This is a genomic window from Nonomuraea sp. NPDC052634, assembly GCF_040678535.1.
Classification (GTDB): domain Bacteria; phylum Actinomycetota; class Actinomycetes; order Streptosporangiales; family Streptosporangiaceae; genus Nonomuraea; species Nonomuraea fastidiosa.
The window spans coordinates 476665-494132 of sequence record NZ_JBFATY010000002.1 but is presented as its reverse complement, the minus strand read 5'-3'; the positions used below and the strand labels follow the sequence as shown (position 1 = coordinate 494132).

The following is a 17468-nucleotide window of genomic DNA, read 5'->3' as shown; positions in this document are numbered from 1 at the left end:
TCCACGCCGATGGGCGCGAACCAGAGCACCTGGACCGGATCCCGGGCGGCGATATTCTCCTCGCACAACCGTAGCGCATCCCGGCGGTGAGCTCGGACGTCCCGGCCCATCCCGGCCGGTCGCTCGCCGCCGACCTGTCAGGGCAGTCGGTCGGGGGACGTACGTCGGAGGCACCACATGAAGATCCTCGACCCGCCCACCGTACGACGCTGGGCCCGCCTGGCCGCCGACGCGCTGGGCCAGGCCAGGTCGGAGATCGACGCGCTCAACGTCTTCCCGGTCGCCGACGGCGACACCGGCACCAACCTGCACCTGACCATGCTGTCCGCGGCCGAGGCCGTCGAGTCGCTGCCGGAGGACGTGGACGCCGCCGTGGTGTGGCAGACGCTCTCGTACGGGGCATTGGTGGGCGCGCGCGGCAACTCGGGAGTGATCGTCAGCCAGGCGCTGCGCGGCATGGCCGAGGTGCTGAAGGACGGCTCCGACCTGCGCGCCGGGCTGATGAGGGCGGCGGTGCTCGCCAGGGAGGCGGTGGCCAGGCCGGTCGAGGGCACGGTGCTGAGCGTGCTGGAGTCGGCGGCGCGGGCCGTACAGGAAGTGGAGGGCGACCTGCCCGAGGTGGCGCGGCAGGCGGCGGGGGAGGCGCGGGCGGCGCTCAGCCGTACGCCCGGCCAGCTCGACGTGCTGGCCCGCAGCGGTGTGGTGGACGCGGGCGGCGCGGGAGCGGCGATCGTGCTGGAGACGCTGGCCACGGCGATCGCGGGCGAGTCCGGCGGACACTACGAGGTGCCCGCGCCGTCCTCGCGGGTGTCGCCGATGACCGAGGCGGGGGCGGGCTACGAGGTGATGTTCCTGCTGGACGCCGGCGACCGGGCCGTCGCGGAGCTGCGCGAAGAGCTCGACGCGATGGGCGACTCGCTGGTCGTGGTGGGCGGCGACGGGCTGTGGAACGTGCACGTCCACGTCCCCGAGGCGGGCCCGGCGGTGGAGGCGGGGATCAAGGCGGGGCGGCCGCACCGGATCCGCATCACGTACCTGGCCGAACGCACCCACGCCGGCGGCACCGGGCGCGGCGTCGTGGCGGTCGCGGCGGGCGACGGGATCGCGGCGCTGTTCGAGGAGTGCGGCGCGGTCGTGGTGCGGCGCGCGCCCGGCACCCGGCCCACGCTCCCCGCGATGCTGGCCGCGATCAGGCAGGCGGGCGGCGAGGTCGCGGTGCTGCCCAACGACGACGGCGTACGCGCGGTCGCCGCCGCTGCCGCCGAGATCGCCCGCGAGGAGGGCGTGACGGTCAGCGTGCTGCCCACCGAGTCCACCGTGCAAGGGCTGGCCGCGCTGGCCGTACACGATCCGCTGCGGCGCTTCGACGACGACGTGGTGGCGATGACCGACGCCGCGGGTCACACCCGCTGCGGGCACGTCACGGTGGCGGACCGGGAGGCGTTCACCAGCGCGGGTGTGTGCCGGCCCGGCGACGTGCTCGGCCTGATCGGCGGGGACGTGGCGGTGATCGGCGACTCGGTGGCCGGGGTGGCGGTCACGGTGGTCGATCGCATGCTGGCGGGTGGCGGCGAGCTGGTCACGCTGGTCACGGGGGCCGGCGCGGAGAAGGGGCTCGCGGAGGAGGTGGAGCGGCATCTCGGACGTACGCGGCCGGACGTGGACCTGGTCGTGTACGACGGCGAGCAGGGCGGCTACCCGCTCCTCATCGGCGTCGAGTGATCCACCGGCGTGCCCGCCGGTGTCCGAGGGGCTTGCCCGCCCGCTCCTTACGACTTCACGGGCGCTGCGTCCCCGCGTCGCTGGGGATTCCTGTCGGTCGCAGGCGGTAGAACTGAATGCCGTGAGTCGTTTCGACGAGCCTTTGACGAAGGCGCTCGACCCGAAGACCGCCAAGCTGCTGAAGAGCGTGCTCGGCTTGGAGACGGTCGGCGACCTGCTGCGCCATTATCCGCGCCGCTACGCCGAGCGCGGCGAGCTGACGTCGCTCGACGCGCTGGAGGTCGATGAGCACGTCACCGTGGTGGGCGAGGTGACCAGGCTCATGCGCAAGCCGATGCGCAACCGCGGCGGCACCTGGCTGGAGGTCGAGGTCGTCGACGGAAACGGCAACAAGATCTATCTGTCGTTCTTCGGCAAGGGCTCCCACGTGGCCGAGTCGCGGCTCAAGCCGGGCAGGCGCGGTATGTTCGCGGGCAAGGTGGGCCTGTTCGGGGCGCGGTCGAGGCCGCGCTGGCAGCTCGCGCACCCGGAGTTCGAGCTGTTCGAGGAGAGCGAGGCGAGCGCCGAGGAGTTCGCGGCCGCGCCGGTGCCGATCTACCCGGCGGGCAAAGACCTCACGCCGTGGGCGATCAGGCGGGCCGTCGGCGTCGTGCTCGACACGCTGGGGCCGCTCGACGACCCGCTGCCCGCCGAGCTGCGAGCCCGCCACGGCCTGCAGGACCTCGGCGACGCGCTGGTGGCGATCCACCGGCCCAAGGATTTCTCCGACGTCGGGCGGGCGCGCAAGAGGCTGAAGTTCGACGAGGCGTTCGTGCTGCAGGCCGTGCTGCTCCAGCGGCGCCAGGCGGCCACCGCGCTGCCGGCCAAGCCCAGGCCCCGGCGTCCCGACGGCATACTCGCCGCGTTCGACGAGCGGCTGCCGTTCTCGCTGACCGAGGGGCAGACGAAGGTCGGCGAGGAGATCGCCGCCGACCTGGCGAGCGAACATCCGATGCACCGGCTGCTCCAGGGCGAGGTCGGCGCGGGCAAGACGGTGGTGGCGCTGCGGGCGATGCTGCAGGTGGTCGACGCCGGCGGGCAGGCCGCGCTGCTCGCGCCCACCGAGGTGCTGGCCCAGCAGCACCACCGCTCGATCACCACGATGCTGGGCGATCTCGCGCAGGGCGGCATGTTCGGCGGCACGGCGGTCACGCTGCTGACCGGCTCGATGGGGGCCGCCGCCCGGCGTTCCGCGCTGCTCGACGCCGCCTCCGGCACGGCCGGCATCGTCGTCGGCACCCACGCGCTGCTGCAGGAGCACGTGCAGTTCGCCGACCTGGGGCTGGTCGTGGTGGACGAGCAGCATCGGTTCGGGGTCGAGCAGCGTGACGCGCTGCGCGAAAAGGCCGACGGCGGGCGCCCTCACGTGCTGGTCATGACCGCCACGCCGATCCCGCGTACGGTCGCCATGACCGTCTTCGGCGACCTTGAGGTCTCGACGCTGTCCCAGCTTCCGTCCGGCCGCGCCCCGATCACCACCCACGTCGTGCCGGCCGCCGAGAAGCCCCACTATCTCGAGCGCACCTGGCAGCGGGTCAGGGAGGAGGTGGCGCTGGGGCGGCAGGCGTACATCGTGTGCCCGCGCATCGGCGACCTGGAGGGCGACGAGGGCGACATGGGGGCGGCGGCCGACGACGAGCGCCGGCCGCCGCTCGCGGTCCTCGACGTCGCCGAGATGCTCACCCAGGGGCCGTTCAGCGACCTGCGGGTGGGCACCCTGCACGGCAAGCTGCCTCCTGAGGAGAAGGAGGCGATCATGCGGGCCTTCACGCGCGGCGAGCTCGACGTGCTGGTCGCCACCACGGTGATCGAGGTCGGCGTCGACGTGCCCAACTCCTCCGTTATGATCATCATGGACGCCGACCGCTTCGGCGTCTCCCAGCTCCACCAGCTCCGCGGCCGGGTCGGCCGGGGCGGGCTGCCCGGTCTTTGCCTGCTGGTCACCGACTTCCCCGAGGGCACCCCTGCCCGCGCCCGCCTCGACGCGGTGGCGGCCACGCTCGACGGCTTCGAGCTGTCGCGGGTCGACCTTGAGCAGCGGCGCGAGGGCGACGTCCTGGGGGCGGCGCAGTCCGGCAAGCGGTCGTCGCTGAAGCTGCTGCAGCTGCTGCGCGACGAGGAGGTCATCGCCACCGCCCGTGAGGAGGCGGCGGCGCTGCTGGCCGGCGACCCGGAGCTGAAGCGGCACGAGGGGCTGCGCGCGGAGATCGGACGCCTGCTGGCCGACGAACGCGCCGAGTACCTCGAGAAGACATGACACCGGTCCCGCTGCTCGGCGGAGGTCGCGTCTGGAGGGACCGACCCTGCCGATCTCCGCAGGGCCGGCCCTGCGGCCTGCCGTCGATCCGCTTGGGCGTCTTGGGTCCGGATGGCCCTGGTGGCGTGGGCGTTGCGGATTTGATCGGCCCTGCGGCCTGAGCGTCGCGACAACGGCCAACCGGGGGTGCTGCTGCGGCGCTCGTGGTGGGTTGCCGGTGCGTGGGGCGGGGTGTCCGGTGAGCAGCTCGATGGCCTCGCCGGTCGGCGACCTCGTCGCAGGAGGGCCGCCGCGCTCGGGCGGGAGGGCCGGCGGGTGGCTGGTGGTCGGGGTGCGTGAGGTGGGGAGGTCGATCAACCGCGCGGTCGGGCTGCTGCGGTCGGGTGTGTGGGGTGGGAGGTCGATCAACCGCGCGGTCGGGCTGCTGCGGTCAGGCCGGTTGTCGCCGATGTGAGCAGGTCGCATTGCCGGAGGCTGGGTGCCGTCGCGCAAGGCGCTCGGAGGTCCGGTGGGTGAGGCGCTTGATGGAAGCGAAGCCGGGAGCCGAGGTGAGCGGGCGTGTCGGGTGCCTGGTGAGGCGAGAAACCGAAGCCGGCGGGGTGCCGGTGCCGGGGTGAGGTGGCGGTGAAGTGAGGCCCAGCCGCCGGGGACGGCCTCCCCCCGAATGCCGTCCCCGGCTGGGCCCACCCTCGGGTCAGGTGCCGAGGGAACCGGCGTGCGGAAGGGCTCACGATCACGCCGGTCGGCCTTCATGTGGGTCACCTTGAAGGCCGCAGTCATCATCATGCGGGCCGGTCCGCCCGATGTGAATCACCCTTGCGTAGTCGAGGCCGACACTTGTCCACTCTTGACCTGCATGAACATGCGGGACAATGGGGGACATGACGCGGATCATCGCAGGCACGGCGGGTGGGCGGCGGCTGGCGGTGCCGCCGGGGCGCGGCACGCGGCCGACCAGCGACAGGGCCAGAGAAGGCATCTTCTTGACGCTGGACTCCCTCTACGGCCTGCACGAGGCCCGCGTTCTCGATCTTTATGCGGGTTCGGGCGCGATCGGCTTGGAGGCGCTGTCGCGGGGTGCGGCCGAGGCGGTGCTGGTGGAGTCCGATCCCAAGGCGGTGCGCACGATCAAGGCCAACGTCGCCTCGCTCGGTCTCGACGGGGCCCGGGTGGTGGCCGACAAGGTGGAGCGGGTCCTCGGCAGGCGGGCCGACACGCCGTACGACATCGTCTTCGCCGACCCTCCGTACGCGCTGCCCGATGACGACGTGCGCACGGTGCTCGAGCTGCTGCGAGACAACGGGTGGCTGGTCGAAGAGGGATTGGTGGCGTTCGAGAGGGAAAGTCGGGGAGGGCCACTGATGTGGCCTAAAGGGTACGTTGAGGAGAGGGTCCGTCGTTATGGCGAAGCGTCCGTTTGGTACGGTCGCGCCGCCGGGAACCCGTAGACCTGGGAGGCGTCTTGCGCCGCGTAGTCTGCCCGGGGTCGTTCGACCCCGTCACCAATGGTCACCTCGACATCATCGGCCGCTCCGCCCGGCTGTACGACGAGGTGACGGTGGCAGTCCTCATCAACGTCGAGAAATCCAGCCTGTTCACGGTGGATGAACGCATCGACATCCTGCAGGCCGTGACCAAGGACATTCCGAACGTCAAGGTGCGGAAGTTCCACGGACTGCTCGTCGACTTCTGCCGGCAGAACGAGATCCCCGCCATCGTCAAGGGCATCAGAGTCGTCAGCGACTTCGACTACGAGCTCCAGATGGCGCAGCTCAACTACCGGATGTCCGGAGTCGAGACGCTGTTCATGCCCACGAATCCCGAGTATTCGTTCCTGTCGTCGTCCCGGGTGAAGGAGATCGCCCGGTATGGTGGTGACGTCTCGGGTCTCGTGCCCGACCTCGTCCACAAGCTGCTCATCGAGCGGCTTAGAGGCTAGTCGCAAGCTGCTATCCTTACTTTTCGGCCTTGTACGACGGCGATGCTTTTCGCCATGCCTAGCGAGAGCAGGATGACTCAGCACCTGGACCCCCGCTCCCCGTGGGTGATCTCCACACACGACCTGGGGAAGCGGCCGGGCACGATGCGGCAGTTGACCCTCGCTCTCCCGGCACCGGCGGATCTCGGCGTCGACATGATCGGTGTCCCCAAAGACGCCGAAGTCGAGCTGGATCTCCGGCTCGAGGCAGTGATGGAAGGCGTGCTCGTGTCAGGCACGGCGCAGGCCCCGCTCGCCGGGGAGTGCGCGCGGTGTCTCGATCCGGTCTCCTCGGAGATCCGGGTCGATCTGCAGGAGTTGTTCTTCTATTCCGACGAGGACGCCTCGGAGGAGGATTCGCTGCTCGACGGCGAGCTGCTCGACCTCGAGCCGACGTTTCGCGACGCGGTGGTGCTCGCACTGCCGTTGAGCCCTGTGTGCAGGGAAGACTGCGCCGGGCTCTGCGCGGAGTGCGGAATCAAGCTGGCCGAGGCCGGCGAGGATCACCGGCACGAGAAGATCGACGCTCGCTGGGCGTCGTTGCAAGGTTTGTTCACCGACAAAGATAACGATCAGGAGAAGTGACGTGGCCGTCCCGAAGCGAAAGATGTCGCGGAGCAACACCCGCGCCCGTCGCTCCCAGTGGAAGACGACTGCTGTCGCCCTGGTGAGCTGCCCGCAGTGCCGGTCGCCCAAGCAGCCGCACATTGCGTGTCCCACCTGCGGCACCTACAACCGTCGTCAGGTCGTCGAGCCGTCCGCCTGATCGCCGGCAGTTGACGTGATGCCGACCGGGTGCCATTGTGCCTCGGTCGGCGTTAACGTCTCAGATGCGTGCGGCGGCGGTTCGCCCGCGGCCGTGGTGGACGCCGGGGCTAACGCGTTTACCCCGACGCCCACCACGTTTTCGGGCATCTTCCGCAGTCGGCGCGCCATGTGAAGATGTCCGAGGAGGAAGCACGTGGGCGCAGGTCCTAAGCCGGTGGCCGTCGAGGTCGCCCGAGACGAGCTGGAGCGAGTTCTTTCCGTCTCCCTTGAGACGACGATTCTCGAGCGGGCGCTGACGCACCGCTCCTACGCGTACGAGAACGGTGGCCTGCCTACCAACGAGCGCCTGGAGTTCCTGGGCGACTCGGTGCTGGGCCTGGTCGTCACCGACACGCTTTACCGCAACCACCCCGATCTGCCCGAGGGCCAGCTGGCCAAGCTGCGGGCCGCGGTGGTCAACATGCGAGCGCTGGCCGACGTCGCCAGGGGCCTCGGCCTCGGCCGCTTCCTGCGGCTCGGCAGGGGCGAAGAGGGCACCGGCGGGCGCGACAAGTCGTCCATCCTGGCCGACACCCTTGAGGCGCTGATCGGCGCCATCTACGTCGACAAGGGCCTCGACGAGGCCTTCCGCGTCGTCCACCTGCTGTTCGACCCGCTGATCGTGCGCTCTGCCTCGCTCGGCGCGGGGCTCGACTGGAAGACCTCCCTGCAGGAGCTGACCGCCTCCGAGGCGCTCGGGGTTCCCGAGTACCACGTCGAGGAGAGCGGGCCCGACCACGCCAAGTCCTTCACCGCGATGGTGCGGGTCGGCGGCGAGTCCTACGGCTCGGGCACCGGCCGCAGCAAGAAGGAGGCCGAGCAGCAGGCGGCCGAGGCGGCCTGGACCCGCATCCGCGCCCGCCGCGAACAGCGCGAAAGCCAGCCGACCGCCTGACGGCGACCCGCCGGCGGCCCCGGCTTGCGTGACCTTCTGCCGGCTGGTGACGCTTGGCGGGCGGCGCGCGGTGCGTCGATGCCGGGCAGGCCACGTGAGGTCCTTGTGGCGGCGGGCAGCGTGCGGGCCGCCGGAAGGCGAGTGGCGGAAGCGCCCGTCGGGCCTCGCCGATCGGTAGGCGGTCGGGCGCCGAAGATCCAGCCTGCGGGTGCGTGGCGGCTGCGGCGCTAGCACAGGGATCGCCCGCCCCTGGTGAATGTGCGGTACTTCGCGCCTCGTGAGTCTGGTGCGGAGGGTGGTGCGGTACCGCTGGCACAACCCCGGCCGTGCGCTGGGCACTCGAGTGCCGCTCGTTCGGCAGGAGCGGCGGTGCAGAAACGGGCTGTGAGGGCGTTTCGGGCGTGACGCCTGTGGCGTGGGCGGGGTTTCGGTCAGGGGAGGGGCTACCGGCGGAGGAGGGGTCTGCTCGAAGATGGTGGGCCTGATGCGCGTGATCGTGAGCAGGGCGCCGGGAAGGGCCGGGGCGGCGTCCGATGTTGTCCGGAGGGTGAGACTTACGTTCCCTCCGCTGTCGAAGGGCGGGGTCCGAGGTGCCTGAGCTGCCGGAGGTCGAGGTCGTCAGGCGGGGCCTCGCGCAATGGGTGATCGGGCGCGAGATCGCCGCCGCCGAGGTGCTGCACCCGCGTGCGATCAGGCGCCACGTGCCGGGCGCCGACGAGTTCGCCGCCCGCCTCAAGGGCCGCACGCTGCTGTCGGCCGAGCGGCGCGGCAAGTACCTGTGGCTGCCGCTGTCGGGTGCGGAGGAGGCGCTGCTCGCCCACCTGGGGATGAGCGGCCAGCTCCTCGTCGCCGATCCCGGCAAGCCGCCGGAGAAGCACCTGCGGGTGCGCCTGCGCTTCGAGGACGGCGGCCCCGACCTGCGCTTCGTCGACCAGAGAACGTTCGGCCACGTCATGCTGACGCCGCTGGTGTCGGGCGTGCCCGCGCCGATCGCGCACATCGCGCCCGACCCGTTCGAGCCGGCGTTCGACGAGGCGGAGTTCGCGCGCAGGCTGCGGGCAAGGCGTACGGAGATCAAGCGGGCCCTGCTCGACCAGTCGCTGATCAGCGGCGTCGGCAACATCTACGCCGACGAGGCCCTGTGGATGGCGAAGCTGCACTGGGCGCGTCCGACGCAGACGCTCACCCGGCCCAAGATCGCCGAGCTGGTGTCGGCGGTGCGCACCGTGATGAGCGCGGCGCTGGAGCAGGGCGGCACCTCGTTCGACAGCCTGTACGTCAACGTCAACGGCGAGAGCGGCTACTTCGAGCGCTCGCTTGAGGTGTACGGCCGCCGCGACCAGCCCTGCTCCCGCTGCGGCACGCCCATCAGGCGCGACCCCTTCATGAACCGGTCGTCCTACTCCTGCCCCAGATGCCAGCGACGACCGCGCTGACCGCGGTGAGCGCGGCGCCCGTCCACATCACGGCGGGCACGGACACCGCGTCCGTGATCCGGCCGCCGGCGAGGGCGCCGAGCGCGATCGAGAGGTTGAACGCGCTGACGTAGAGCGCCGTGCCGCGCTCGCCGCCGCCTTCGCGCATGAGCCAGAGCTGCAGCGCGACGCCGACGCCGCCGTAGCCGACGCCCCAGACGAGCAGCGCGGCCAGGGGCGGCATGCCGGTCAGCGCGAGCGCCAGCATGGCGGCGGTCATCAGGACGACCAGCACGATGAACGTGGACCTGGGGTTCCTGCCCGCGCGGGCTCCGGAGGCGAAGTTGCCGATCACGCCGGCGACGCCGTACAGCAGGAGCGCGGTGCCGATGAAAGCGGGACCGGCCTGGGAGACCTGCTCCAGGAACGGGCGTACGTAGGTGTAGGCCGCGAAGTGCCCCGAGACGGTCAGGGCCGTGAGCACCAGAACGAGCACCAGCGGCCCTGTAAGCCACGCCAAGCGCTTCTCCCGAGCGGCAGACCCAGAATCATCGGCCTCGGGACGCAACGGCGGCAGCGTCGCCGCCAGCAGCGCGAGCAACGCGATCGACAGCGCACCGGCGGCGGCGAACGCGCTGCGCCAGCCCGCGAACGACGACACGAACGTCGCCGCGGGCACGCCCAGCACGGACGCCACGGACACCCCGCCCAAGATGATCGAGGTGGCCCTCCCCACGGAGCGCTCCGGCACCAGGCGGGCGCCCAGGGCGGCGGCGAACGCCCAGAAACCGCCGATGCTCACGCCCGTCAGCACCCTCGCGGCCAGCATCACCGTGTTGTCGGGCGCGGCGGCGGCCACCACGTTCGCCACGCCGAGCAGCGCCATCAACCCCATCAAGATCAGCCGCCGGTCCAGGCCGCGCGCGGTGAACGCGAGCACCGGCGCGGCGACGGCAGCCACCAGCCCGGGAGCCGTCATCGACAGGCCGGCCGTGCCCGGCGACACGCCGAGGTCGTCGGCGATCGAGGTCAGCAGCCCGACGGGCAGCATCTCACTGGTGACCACGGTGAACGTGCCCACCGCGACCGTGGTCACGGCGAGCCAGCGCGCCCGTACGGCGCTTGAGACTTCGGTCATCGTCATGCCGCTCAGCCTCGTGCGGCGGGCGGGCGGGAACAATGACGAGACCCGAAGGCTTGGTTTAGTCAGGCTAAGCGTTCGCCCAGGGAGGGGCGCATGGAGTTCAGGGAGCTGGAGTGCTTCGTCGTCCTCAGCGAGGAGCTGCACTTCGCGCGTACGGCCGAGCGTCTGTACCTGTCGCCAGGCCGGGTGAGCCAGCTCGTACGTTCGTTGGAGTCGAGGATCGGCGGGCGGCTGTTCGAGCGCACCAGCAGGCGGGTACGCCTGACGCCGCTCGGCGAGCGGTTCCTGGCCGACCTGCGGCCCTCCTTCGACGGCCTGGCGCAGGCGGTGAGCAGGGCCAGGGCGGCGGCCAGAGGGGTGACGGGGGAGCTGAGGGTGGGCTTCCTGGCCACGCCGACCGAGCTGGTGGCGGGCAGCGTACGCGCCTACGAGCGGCGCAACCCCGGCAGCGTGGTCAAGCTGGTCGAGATCCCGCTGTCCGACCCCTTCGGCAAGCTGCGGGCCGGCGAGGTGGACATCACGTTCACGCTGCTGCCCGTGGACGAGCCCGACCTGGCCGCGGGAGAGGCGCTCAACCGCGTCTCCTACCGGCTCGGCCTGTCCGTACGCCACCCGATGGCCAAGCGGGCGGTCATCGAGGCGGAGGAACTGGCCTCGATCCCGCTCATCGGGCTGGACGGCCCGGCGCCGCGCGGCTGGCAGGAGCGCATCGCGCCGTCGGCGACCCCTTCCGGGAGGAAGATCCCGCTGGCGGGTAAGGTGGCGACCACGCAGGAGGGCCTGACCCAGGTGGCGCTCAACCGCGGCGGCATGCTCTTCTGCACGCCCACGGCGGCTCAGTATCCCCGGGCCGACGTCGTGTTCGTACCGGTCACCGGGTTGCGCGCCTCGATACTCGGCCTGGCCTGGACGAAGGCGGGCGAGACGGCCGCCGTCAGGGCGTTCAACGAGGCGGCGGTCGCCCATGCGAACGCGGCGCCCGTCCTGGTGGCCTGATCACTCAGCGTGACTGCGGCATGGAGGAGTGCGGATGTCTGACGGCGGTTCGGACGCCCGGTTGACCGCCTGGGTGCGGGGCCGGGTGCAAGGCGTGGGCTTTCGCTGGTGGACCCGGTCGCGAGCGCTGGAGCTCGGACTCACCGGGTGGGCACGCAACATGGAGGACGGCCGCGTCGAGGTGGTCGCCGAGGGTCCGCGCGAGGCGTGCGTCAAGCTGCTGGAGCAGCTCAGAGGTTGCGACACGCCGGGCAGAGTGGATGGAGTAGTAGAACGCTGGAGCGAACCCCGAGGTAGTTTGGGGGGGTTTGTGGAAAGGTAGCTCGTTTCGCTAAACCGCCCAAATAGGGTATAGTTGTATGTCGGGAGTGCCCATCAGTAGGGCTCAGCGGTTCGATCGACTTGACCGCCCACACTGCCGGTGCGACTCTTGTTAGGTACCACGCGCACCCCTCCCGCGGAATAGAAGTGCGCGAACCAGTCTGGTCACTCAGCGTGGAGGACCCTTTACCATGGCGAAGGCTCTACTCGGCCACGTCGGCGGTCCTGACCCTCGAATGGTCTCGGAAATGCGCCGCCTGCAGCAGCGCATACGAGACCTGGAGGCAGAACTCATCCGACTCCAGGCCACCAATGACGCTCTTGCGGCGCAGACCCGCGACGAGGCACTAAGCCGCATGCAGGAGCGCGAGCCGGCACTCACCTGAGAGTGATCGGAGCGCAAGACCCAGGGACGTCTCGATGAGGCGTCCCTTGTTACGTGCCTCATACCTCACCCCACACCTCACCCCGGAGACCAGGTCCCGGCCATGATGCCCACTCGCGGCCCTTCGGACCAGTAGGCTTTTCCGAGTCCGTTCCGGGGAGAGGGGGGTCGCGCTCGTGTATCTGAAGACCCTCACCCTGCGCGGCTTCAAGTCCTTCGCCTCGGCGACCGTCCTCCGCTTCGAGCCGGGCATCACCTGCGTGGTCGGCCCCAACGGCTCCGGAAAGTCCAATGTCGTCGACGCCCTGGCCTGGGTCATGGGCGAGCACAGCGCCAAGTCGTTGCGCGGCGGCAAGATGGAGGACGTCATCTTCGCCGGCACGGCCAACCGGCCGCCGCTCGGCCGCGCAGAGGTCACGCTGACCATCGACAACAGCGATGGCGCGCTGCCCATCGACTACACCGAGGTCACGATCAGCCGGCTGATGTTCCGGTCGGGGCAGAGCGAATACGCGATCAACGGCGACACCTGCCGCCTGCTCGACATCCAGGAGCTGCTGTCCGACTCCGGCATCGGCCGTGAGATGCACGTCATCGTCGGCCAGGGCCAGCTCGACACCGTGCTGCACGCGGGCCCCGAGGAGCGCCGCGCCTTCATCGAAGAGGCCGCGGGCGTGCTCAAGCATCGCAAGCGCAAGGAGAAGGCGCTGCGCAAGCTCGACGCGATGCAGGCCAACCTGACCCGCGTCCAAGACCTCACCACCGAGCTGCGCCGCCAGCTCAAGCCGCTGGGCCGGCAGGCCGAGATCGCCCGTAAGGCCGCCGTCATCCAGGCCGACCTGCGCGACGCCAGGCTCAGGCTGCTCGCCGACGACGTGTGCACGCTGCGGGCCAAGCTGGAGCGCGAGGCCGCCGACGAGGCCGCGATCATGGCCAGGCGGCAGCAGGTCGAGGCCGAGCTGGCCGAGGCACAGCAGCGCGAGGCGGCACTCGAGGCGGCCGAGGCCGAGACGCAGCCGCGCCTGGCCGCCGCGCAGGAGGCGTACTTCAGGCTGTCCTCGCTGCGCGAGCGCATCACCGGCCTCGAACAGCTCGCCATGGAGCGCCACCGCCACGCGCTCGACGCCGCCTCCATCGAGCGGCGCGGCCGCGACCCGGAAGACCTTGAGCGCGAGGCCGCCGAGGTGCGCGAGCGCGAGCAGCTGCTCAGGGCCGAGCTGGAGCAGGCGCAGGAGCTGCTGGAAGAGGCCGTGCAGGCGCGGACGGCGGCAGAGGCCGAGCTGGCCGCCGAAGAGCAGCGGCTCGCGCTGGCCGCCAGGGCCGCCGCCGACCGCCGCGAGGGGCTGGCCAAGCTGCGCGGCCAGGTCGACTCCGTACGCAGCCGCGCCAGGGCCGCTGAAGAAGAGATCGGCCGGCTCACCCAGGCGGTCGCCGACGCCACCGAGCGCGAGCGCCGGGCAAGGGAGGAGCTGGAGGCGCAGCGGCAGGAGGTGCCGGCCGCCGACCCCGCGCTGGCCGAGGAGCTGGCCGCGGCGCAGGCCGCCGTCGAGGAGGCCAGGGCGGTGGCCGACGAGGCGCGCGCGGCGGTCGAGGAGGCCAAGGCCGGTCTCGAAGCGCCCCGCGCCGCGCTCAAGGCGGCCAAGGCGGGCGTGAGCAGCGCCCGCGCCGCCGACCAGGAGGCGCAGCGCAAGGTGGCCGCGCTGGCCGCCCGCCGCGACGCACTGGAGCTGAGCCTGGCCAAGGGCGACGGCGGCGCCGCGCTGCTGGACGCCGATCTGGGCGGGGTGCTGGGGCCGCTGGCCGCCTCCATGCAGGTGACGCCGGGGGCCGAGCAGGCCGTGGCCGCCGTGCTCGGCCCGGTCGCCGAGGCCATCACGGTCAAGACGCTCGACACCGCCGTTGAGGCCCTTGAGCTGCTGCGTACGCAGGGCACCGGCCAGGCGACGCTGCTCGTGGCGCTCGCCAACGGCGCGAACGGCGGTGCGCGCGGCGAGGCGCCGGGCGGCGGCCGGTGGGTGGCCGACCTGGTGACGGTGCCGGAGCACCTGCGGCCCGCGCTCGACCACGTGCTTTCCGGCGTGGTGCTCACCGAAGACCTCGACGCCGCCCGCGCCCTGGTCGAACGCCACCCCGAGCTGCGCGCGGTCACCAGGGCGGGCGACGTCGTCGGCGCCCACGTGGCCACCGGCGGATCCACCGGCGGCACCTCCGTGCTTCAGGTGCGGGCCGCGCTCGACGAGGCGCTCGCCGACCTCGAAGCGGCCGAGACCAGGGCCGAGGAGAGCGCCGTGGCGCTGGACGAGGCGGTCGCCGCCGAGCAGGCCGCCCAGGCCGCGCTTGAGGCCGCCGAGGCCCGCGTCAGCGAGGCGCAGACCGCGCTCACCACCGCCCAGGCAGGGGTGAGCGCCGCACAGGGCACGCTCGACCAGATCAGGGGCCGCCAGCGCGAGGCCGACCAGGCGAGCGCCGCGGCGGCCAGGCGGCTCGCGCAGATCGAGGCCGCCGCCGACGCCGCGCGCCAGGAGGCCGAACGCCTGACCGCGAGCGTGGCCAGGGCGGAGGAGGCCCGCGCCGAGCGCCTGGAGGAGCTTGCCGAGCTGGAGGTCCGGCTCGCCGAGGCCGAATACGCCCAGGAGCTGGAGTCCGAGCCCACCACCGACCTGCGCGACGAGCTGGCGAGCGCCTGCGAGGCGGCCAGGCAGCGCGAGATGGACACCCGCCTTCAGGTGCGCACCGCGGAGGAGCGCGTCAAGGGCATCGAGGGCCGCGCCGACGGCCTGCTCAGGGCCGCGAGAAGGGAGCGCGAGGAACGCGCCCAGGCGGCCGCTCAGCGGGCCAGGCGCAGGCGTCAGGCGGCGCTCGCCGACGCCGTCGCCAAGGGCGCGAGGAGGGTGCTGACGGCGCTGAACGACTCGGTCGCGCTGGCGGAGCGCGAGCGCGACGAGGCCGAGCTGGCCAGGGTGGCGGTCGACGCCGAGCTGAAGCAGGTCCGCGTACGCGTGCGCGAGCTGGGCCAGGAGCTCGACAAGCTGACCAACCGCGTCCACGGCAACGAGATGGCGCGCACCGAGCAGCGGCTGCGGCTCGAACAGATGGAGCAGCGGGCGCTCGACGAGTTCGGCGTCGAGGCCGAGGCGCTCATCGCCGAGTACGGCCCCGACGTGCCGGTGCCCGGCGAACCGCCGGTCCCCTACGTACGCGAGGAGCAGGAGAAGCGGGCCAAGGCCGCCGAGCGGCAGATGAACCAGCTCGGCAAGGTCAACCCGCTCGCGCTGGAGGAGTTCGCGGCCCTGGAGGAGCGCCACGCGTTCCTCAACTCCCAGCTCGAAGACCTCAAGAAGACCCGGCGCGACCTGCTGACCGTGGTCAAGGAGGTCGACGACCGGGTGGAGCAGATGTTCGCCTCCGCCTACGAGGACGTCGCCCGCGAGTTCGAGCAGATCTTCACCCGGGTCTTCCCCGGCGGCGAGGGCCGGCTGGTGCTGACCGACCCCAGCGACATGCTGACCACCGGCGTCGAGGTCGAGGCCAGGCCGCCGGGCAAAAAGGTCAAGCGGCTGTCGCTGCTGTCGGGCGGCGAGCGCTCGCTGACGGCGGTGGCGTTCCTGATCTCCATCTTCAAGGCGCGGCCGTCGCCGTTCTACGTGATGGACGAGGTCGAGGCGGCGCTCGACGACACCAACACGCAGCGCCTGCTCACGCTGTTCGAGGAGCTGCGACAAAGCTCACAGCTCATCGTCATCACCCACAACAAGCGCACGATGGAGATCGCCGACGCGCTCTACGGCGTGTCCATGCGGGGCGACGGCGTGACGCAGGTGGTCAGCCAGCGGCTCAGGGAGCGCGAGTCGGCCTGAGGTTCAGCGCGTGAGTCGGTCTGAGGCTCAGGGGGTGTGAGTCGGCTTGAGCCGGTGGCCGGGCGGCGGTTCCGGAGGGCGTGAGTCGGCTTGAGCCGGTGGCCGGGCGGCGATTCCGGAGGGCGTGAGCCGGTCTGAGCCGGTGGCCGGGCGGCGATTCGACGGGCGCCGGTCCGCCTGATCGGTGTGGCCTTGTGCGTGACCATGCCGTTCGATCTGGAAAACTGACATCTTGTGGATTACCTCGGCGTCATCGTGATCGTGGCCGTCGTCGCCATCTTGGCGGTCGGCGGTCTTTTCCTGCTGTTCAGGCCGGGCCGCAAGGCTGCGCCGCCGGTCAAGCCGCCGGAGGCCCCCGTGCTGCCGGAGGAGGGCGAGAAGAAGCCCGCCGGCGCGGGTGAGGAGGCCGAGGGCGCGACCACCACGCTGCCGCCTCCGGCCAAGCCCGCCGAGCCGGTCGTCAAGGCGCCCGAGGTCGAGGTGCCGCCGCCGTCTGCGGGCCGCATGGTGCGGCTGCGCTCGCGGCTCGCCCGTTCGCAGAACGCGCTGGGCCGCGGGCTGCTCGAGCTGCTGTCGCGCGACCACCTCGACGACGAGGTCTGGGACGAGATCGAGGAGCGCCTGATCACCGCCGATGTGGGGGTGGCTCCGACCCGCGCCATAGTGGAGGAGCTGCGCACCCGGGTGAAGGTGCTGGGCAGCCGCAGCCATGAGGAGGTGCGCGGCCTGCTGCGCGAGCAGCTGCTCGCCCAGGTCGGCCCCGACCTCGACCGCACGCTCCACGTGCAGAAGCACGGCGAGCGGCCGGCCGTCGTGCTGGTCGTGGGCGTCAACGGCACCGGCAAGACCACCACCACGGGCAAGCTCGCCCGTTCGCTCATCGGTGACGGGAAGAAGGTCGTGCTGGGCGCGGCCGACACGTTCCGCGCCGCCGCCGCCGACCAGCTCCAGACGTGGGGCGAGCGGGTCGGCGCCGACACCGTGCGCGGCCCCGAGGGCGGCGACCCGGCGTCCGTGGCGTTCGACGCGGTGGCCAGGGGCATCGAGGACAAGGCCGACGTGGTCATCGTCGACACCGCGGGCCGGCTGCACACCAAGACCGGCCTCATGGACGAGCTGGGCAAGGTCAAGCGGGTCATCGAGAAGAAGGCCACGGTCGACGAGGTGCTGCTCGTCCTCGACGCCACCACCGGCCAGAACGGCATGCGCCAGGCCCAGGTCTTCGCCGAAGTGGTCAACATCACCGGCATCGCGCTGACCAAGCTCGACGGCACCGCCAAGGGCGGCATCGTCATCTCGGTGCAGCGGGAGCTGGGCGTTCCGGTGAAGCTGGTGGGGCTGGGCGAGGGGCCCGACGACCTCGCGCCGTTCGACCCCGAGGTCTTCGTGGACGCCATTCTGGGCGAATGATTTACGGTTACGCCGTAAATATTCGTGAAGGAGCCCTTACCAGATAAGCCTTGATCGACCTCTTTTTCATGTGTTGACATATATCGTCATCAAAGATCGTTCGATCGCTTTGGTACGTGAAAGGCCGCTCATGAAGAAGATCGTCGTCCACCGGCCAGGAACTGTGAAGCCGACCGCTGCGGCGGCTCCGAGGCACAGCGCCTGAGCTGCGGGGGCCGGCGTCTCGGTGGGGGCGCCGGCCA

15 protein-coding genes are annotated in these 17468 nt (G+C 71.4%); 14 read left to right on the top strand and 1 reads right to left on the bottom strand.

The genetic code is table 11. The features are described from left to right. The first annotated feature begins 177 nt into the window (after positions 1-177). The 9 genes from AB0K67_RS14895 (at position 178) to mutM (ending at position 9134) form a co-directional block, all read left to right on the top strand. Complete coding sequence (locus AB0K67_RS14895) at positions 178-1722, top strand: DAK2 domain-containing protein (protein WP_364058894.1); 1545 nt, start codon at positions 178-180, stop codon at positions 1720-1722. A gap of 121 nt (positions 1723-1843) precedes the next feature. Continuing rightward, positions 1844-4018 carry an ATP-dependent DNA helicase RecG gene (gene recG, locus AB0K67_RS14890; RefSeq protein ID WP_364058891.1) on the top strand — a complete coding sequence of 725 codons (2175 nt, stop codon included), beginning with the start codon at positions 1844-1846 and terminating at the stop codon, positions 4016-4018. Positions 4019-4256: 238 nt separating this feature from the next. Then, positions 4257-4472 carry a hypothetical protein gene (locus AB0K67_RS14885; RefSeq protein WP_364058888.1) on the top strand — a complete coding sequence of 72 codons (216 nt, stop codon included), beginning with the start codon at positions 4257-4259 and terminating at the stop codon, positions 4470-4472. A 427-nt stretch (positions 4473-4899) separates the two neighbouring features. Then, entirely contained in the window at positions 4900-5466 is a 567-nt protein-coding gene (rsmD, locus tag AB0K67_RS14880) for a 16S rRNA (guanine(966)-N(2))-methyltransferase RsmD (RefSeq protein ID WP_364058885.1), read from the top strand. Between the two features lie 14 nt (positions 5467-5480). After that, positions 5481-5957, top strand: a complete 477-nt coding sequence (coaD, locus tag AB0K67_RS14875) for a pantetheine-phosphate adenylyltransferase (protein ID WP_364058882.1) — start codon at positions 5481-5483, stop codon at positions 5955-5957. 72 nt (positions 5958-6029) lie between these two features. Continuing rightward, a complete protein-coding gene (locus AB0K67_RS14870; protein ID WP_364058879.1) occupies positions 6030-6581 on the top strand; it encodes a YceD family protein in 552 nt (183 codons plus the stop codon). Between the two features lies 1 nt (position 6582). Next, a complete protein-coding gene (rpmF, locus tag AB0K67_RS14865) occupies positions 6583-6762 on the top strand; it encodes a 50S ribosomal protein L32 (protein ID WP_082535183.1) in 180 nt (59 codons plus the stop codon). Between the two features lie 243 nt (positions 6763-7005). Then, positions 7006-7698: a ribonuclease III gene (rnc, locus tag AB0K67_RS14860; protein ID WP_364059570.1), complete on the top strand. Its 693-nt coding sequence runs from the start codon at positions 7006-7008 to the stop codon at positions 7696-7698. 590 nt (positions 7699-8288) lie between these two features. Next, positions 8289-9134, top strand: coding sequence for a bifunctional DNA-formamidopyrimidine glycosylase/DNA-(apurinic or apyrimidinic site) lyase (gene mutM, locus AB0K67_RS14855; RefSeq protein WP_364058875.1), 846 nt, complete (start codon positions 8289-8291; stop codon positions 9132-9134). Here the strand turns inward: mutM and AB0K67_RS14850 are convergent. Beyond that, a complete protein-coding gene (locus tag AB0K67_RS14850) occupies positions 9082-10257 on the bottom strand; it encodes an MFS transporter (RefSeq protein ID WP_364058872.1) in 1176 nt (391 codons plus the stop codon). The two genes, mutM and AB0K67_RS14850, sit on opposite strands and share 53 nt — an antisense overlap. Positions 10258-10350: 93 nt before the next feature. Here AB0K67_RS14850 and AB0K67_RS14845 point away from each other — a divergent pair, with 93 nt between their 5' ends. The 5 genes from AB0K67_RS14845 (at position 10351) to ftsY (ending at position 17226) form a co-directional block, all read left to right on the top strand. After that, positions 10351-11253 carry a LysR family transcriptional regulator gene (locus AB0K67_RS14845; RefSeq protein WP_364058869.1) on the top strand — a complete coding sequence of 301 codons (903 nt, stop codon included), beginning with the start codon at positions 10351-10353 and terminating at the stop codon, positions 11251-11253. Between the two features lie 34 nt (positions 11254-11287). Then, positions 11288-11575, top strand: a complete 288-nt coding sequence (locus AB0K67_RS14840; RefSeq protein ID WP_364058866.1) for an acylphosphatase — start codon at positions 11288-11290, stop codon at positions 11573-11575. A gap of 190 nt (positions 11576-11765) precedes the next feature. Next, positions 11766-11960: a hypothetical protein gene (locus AB0K67_RS14835; protein ID WP_090938435.1), complete on the top strand. Its 195-nt coding sequence runs from the start codon at positions 11766-11768 to the stop codon at positions 11958-11960. Between the two features lie 175 nt (positions 11961-12135). Continuing rightward, positions 12136-15816: a chromosome segregation protein SMC gene (gene smc, locus AB0K67_RS14830; protein WP_364058863.1), complete on the top strand. Its 3681-nt coding sequence runs from the start codon at positions 12136-12138 to the stop codon at positions 15814-15816. A gap of 234 nt (positions 15817-16050) precedes the next feature. Continuing rightward, entirely contained in the window at positions 16051-17226 is a 1176-nt protein-coding gene (gene ftsY / locus AB0K67_RS14825; protein ID WP_364058860.1) for a signal recognition particle-docking protein FtsY, read from the top strand. Positions 17227-17468: the final 242 nt, after the last annotated feature.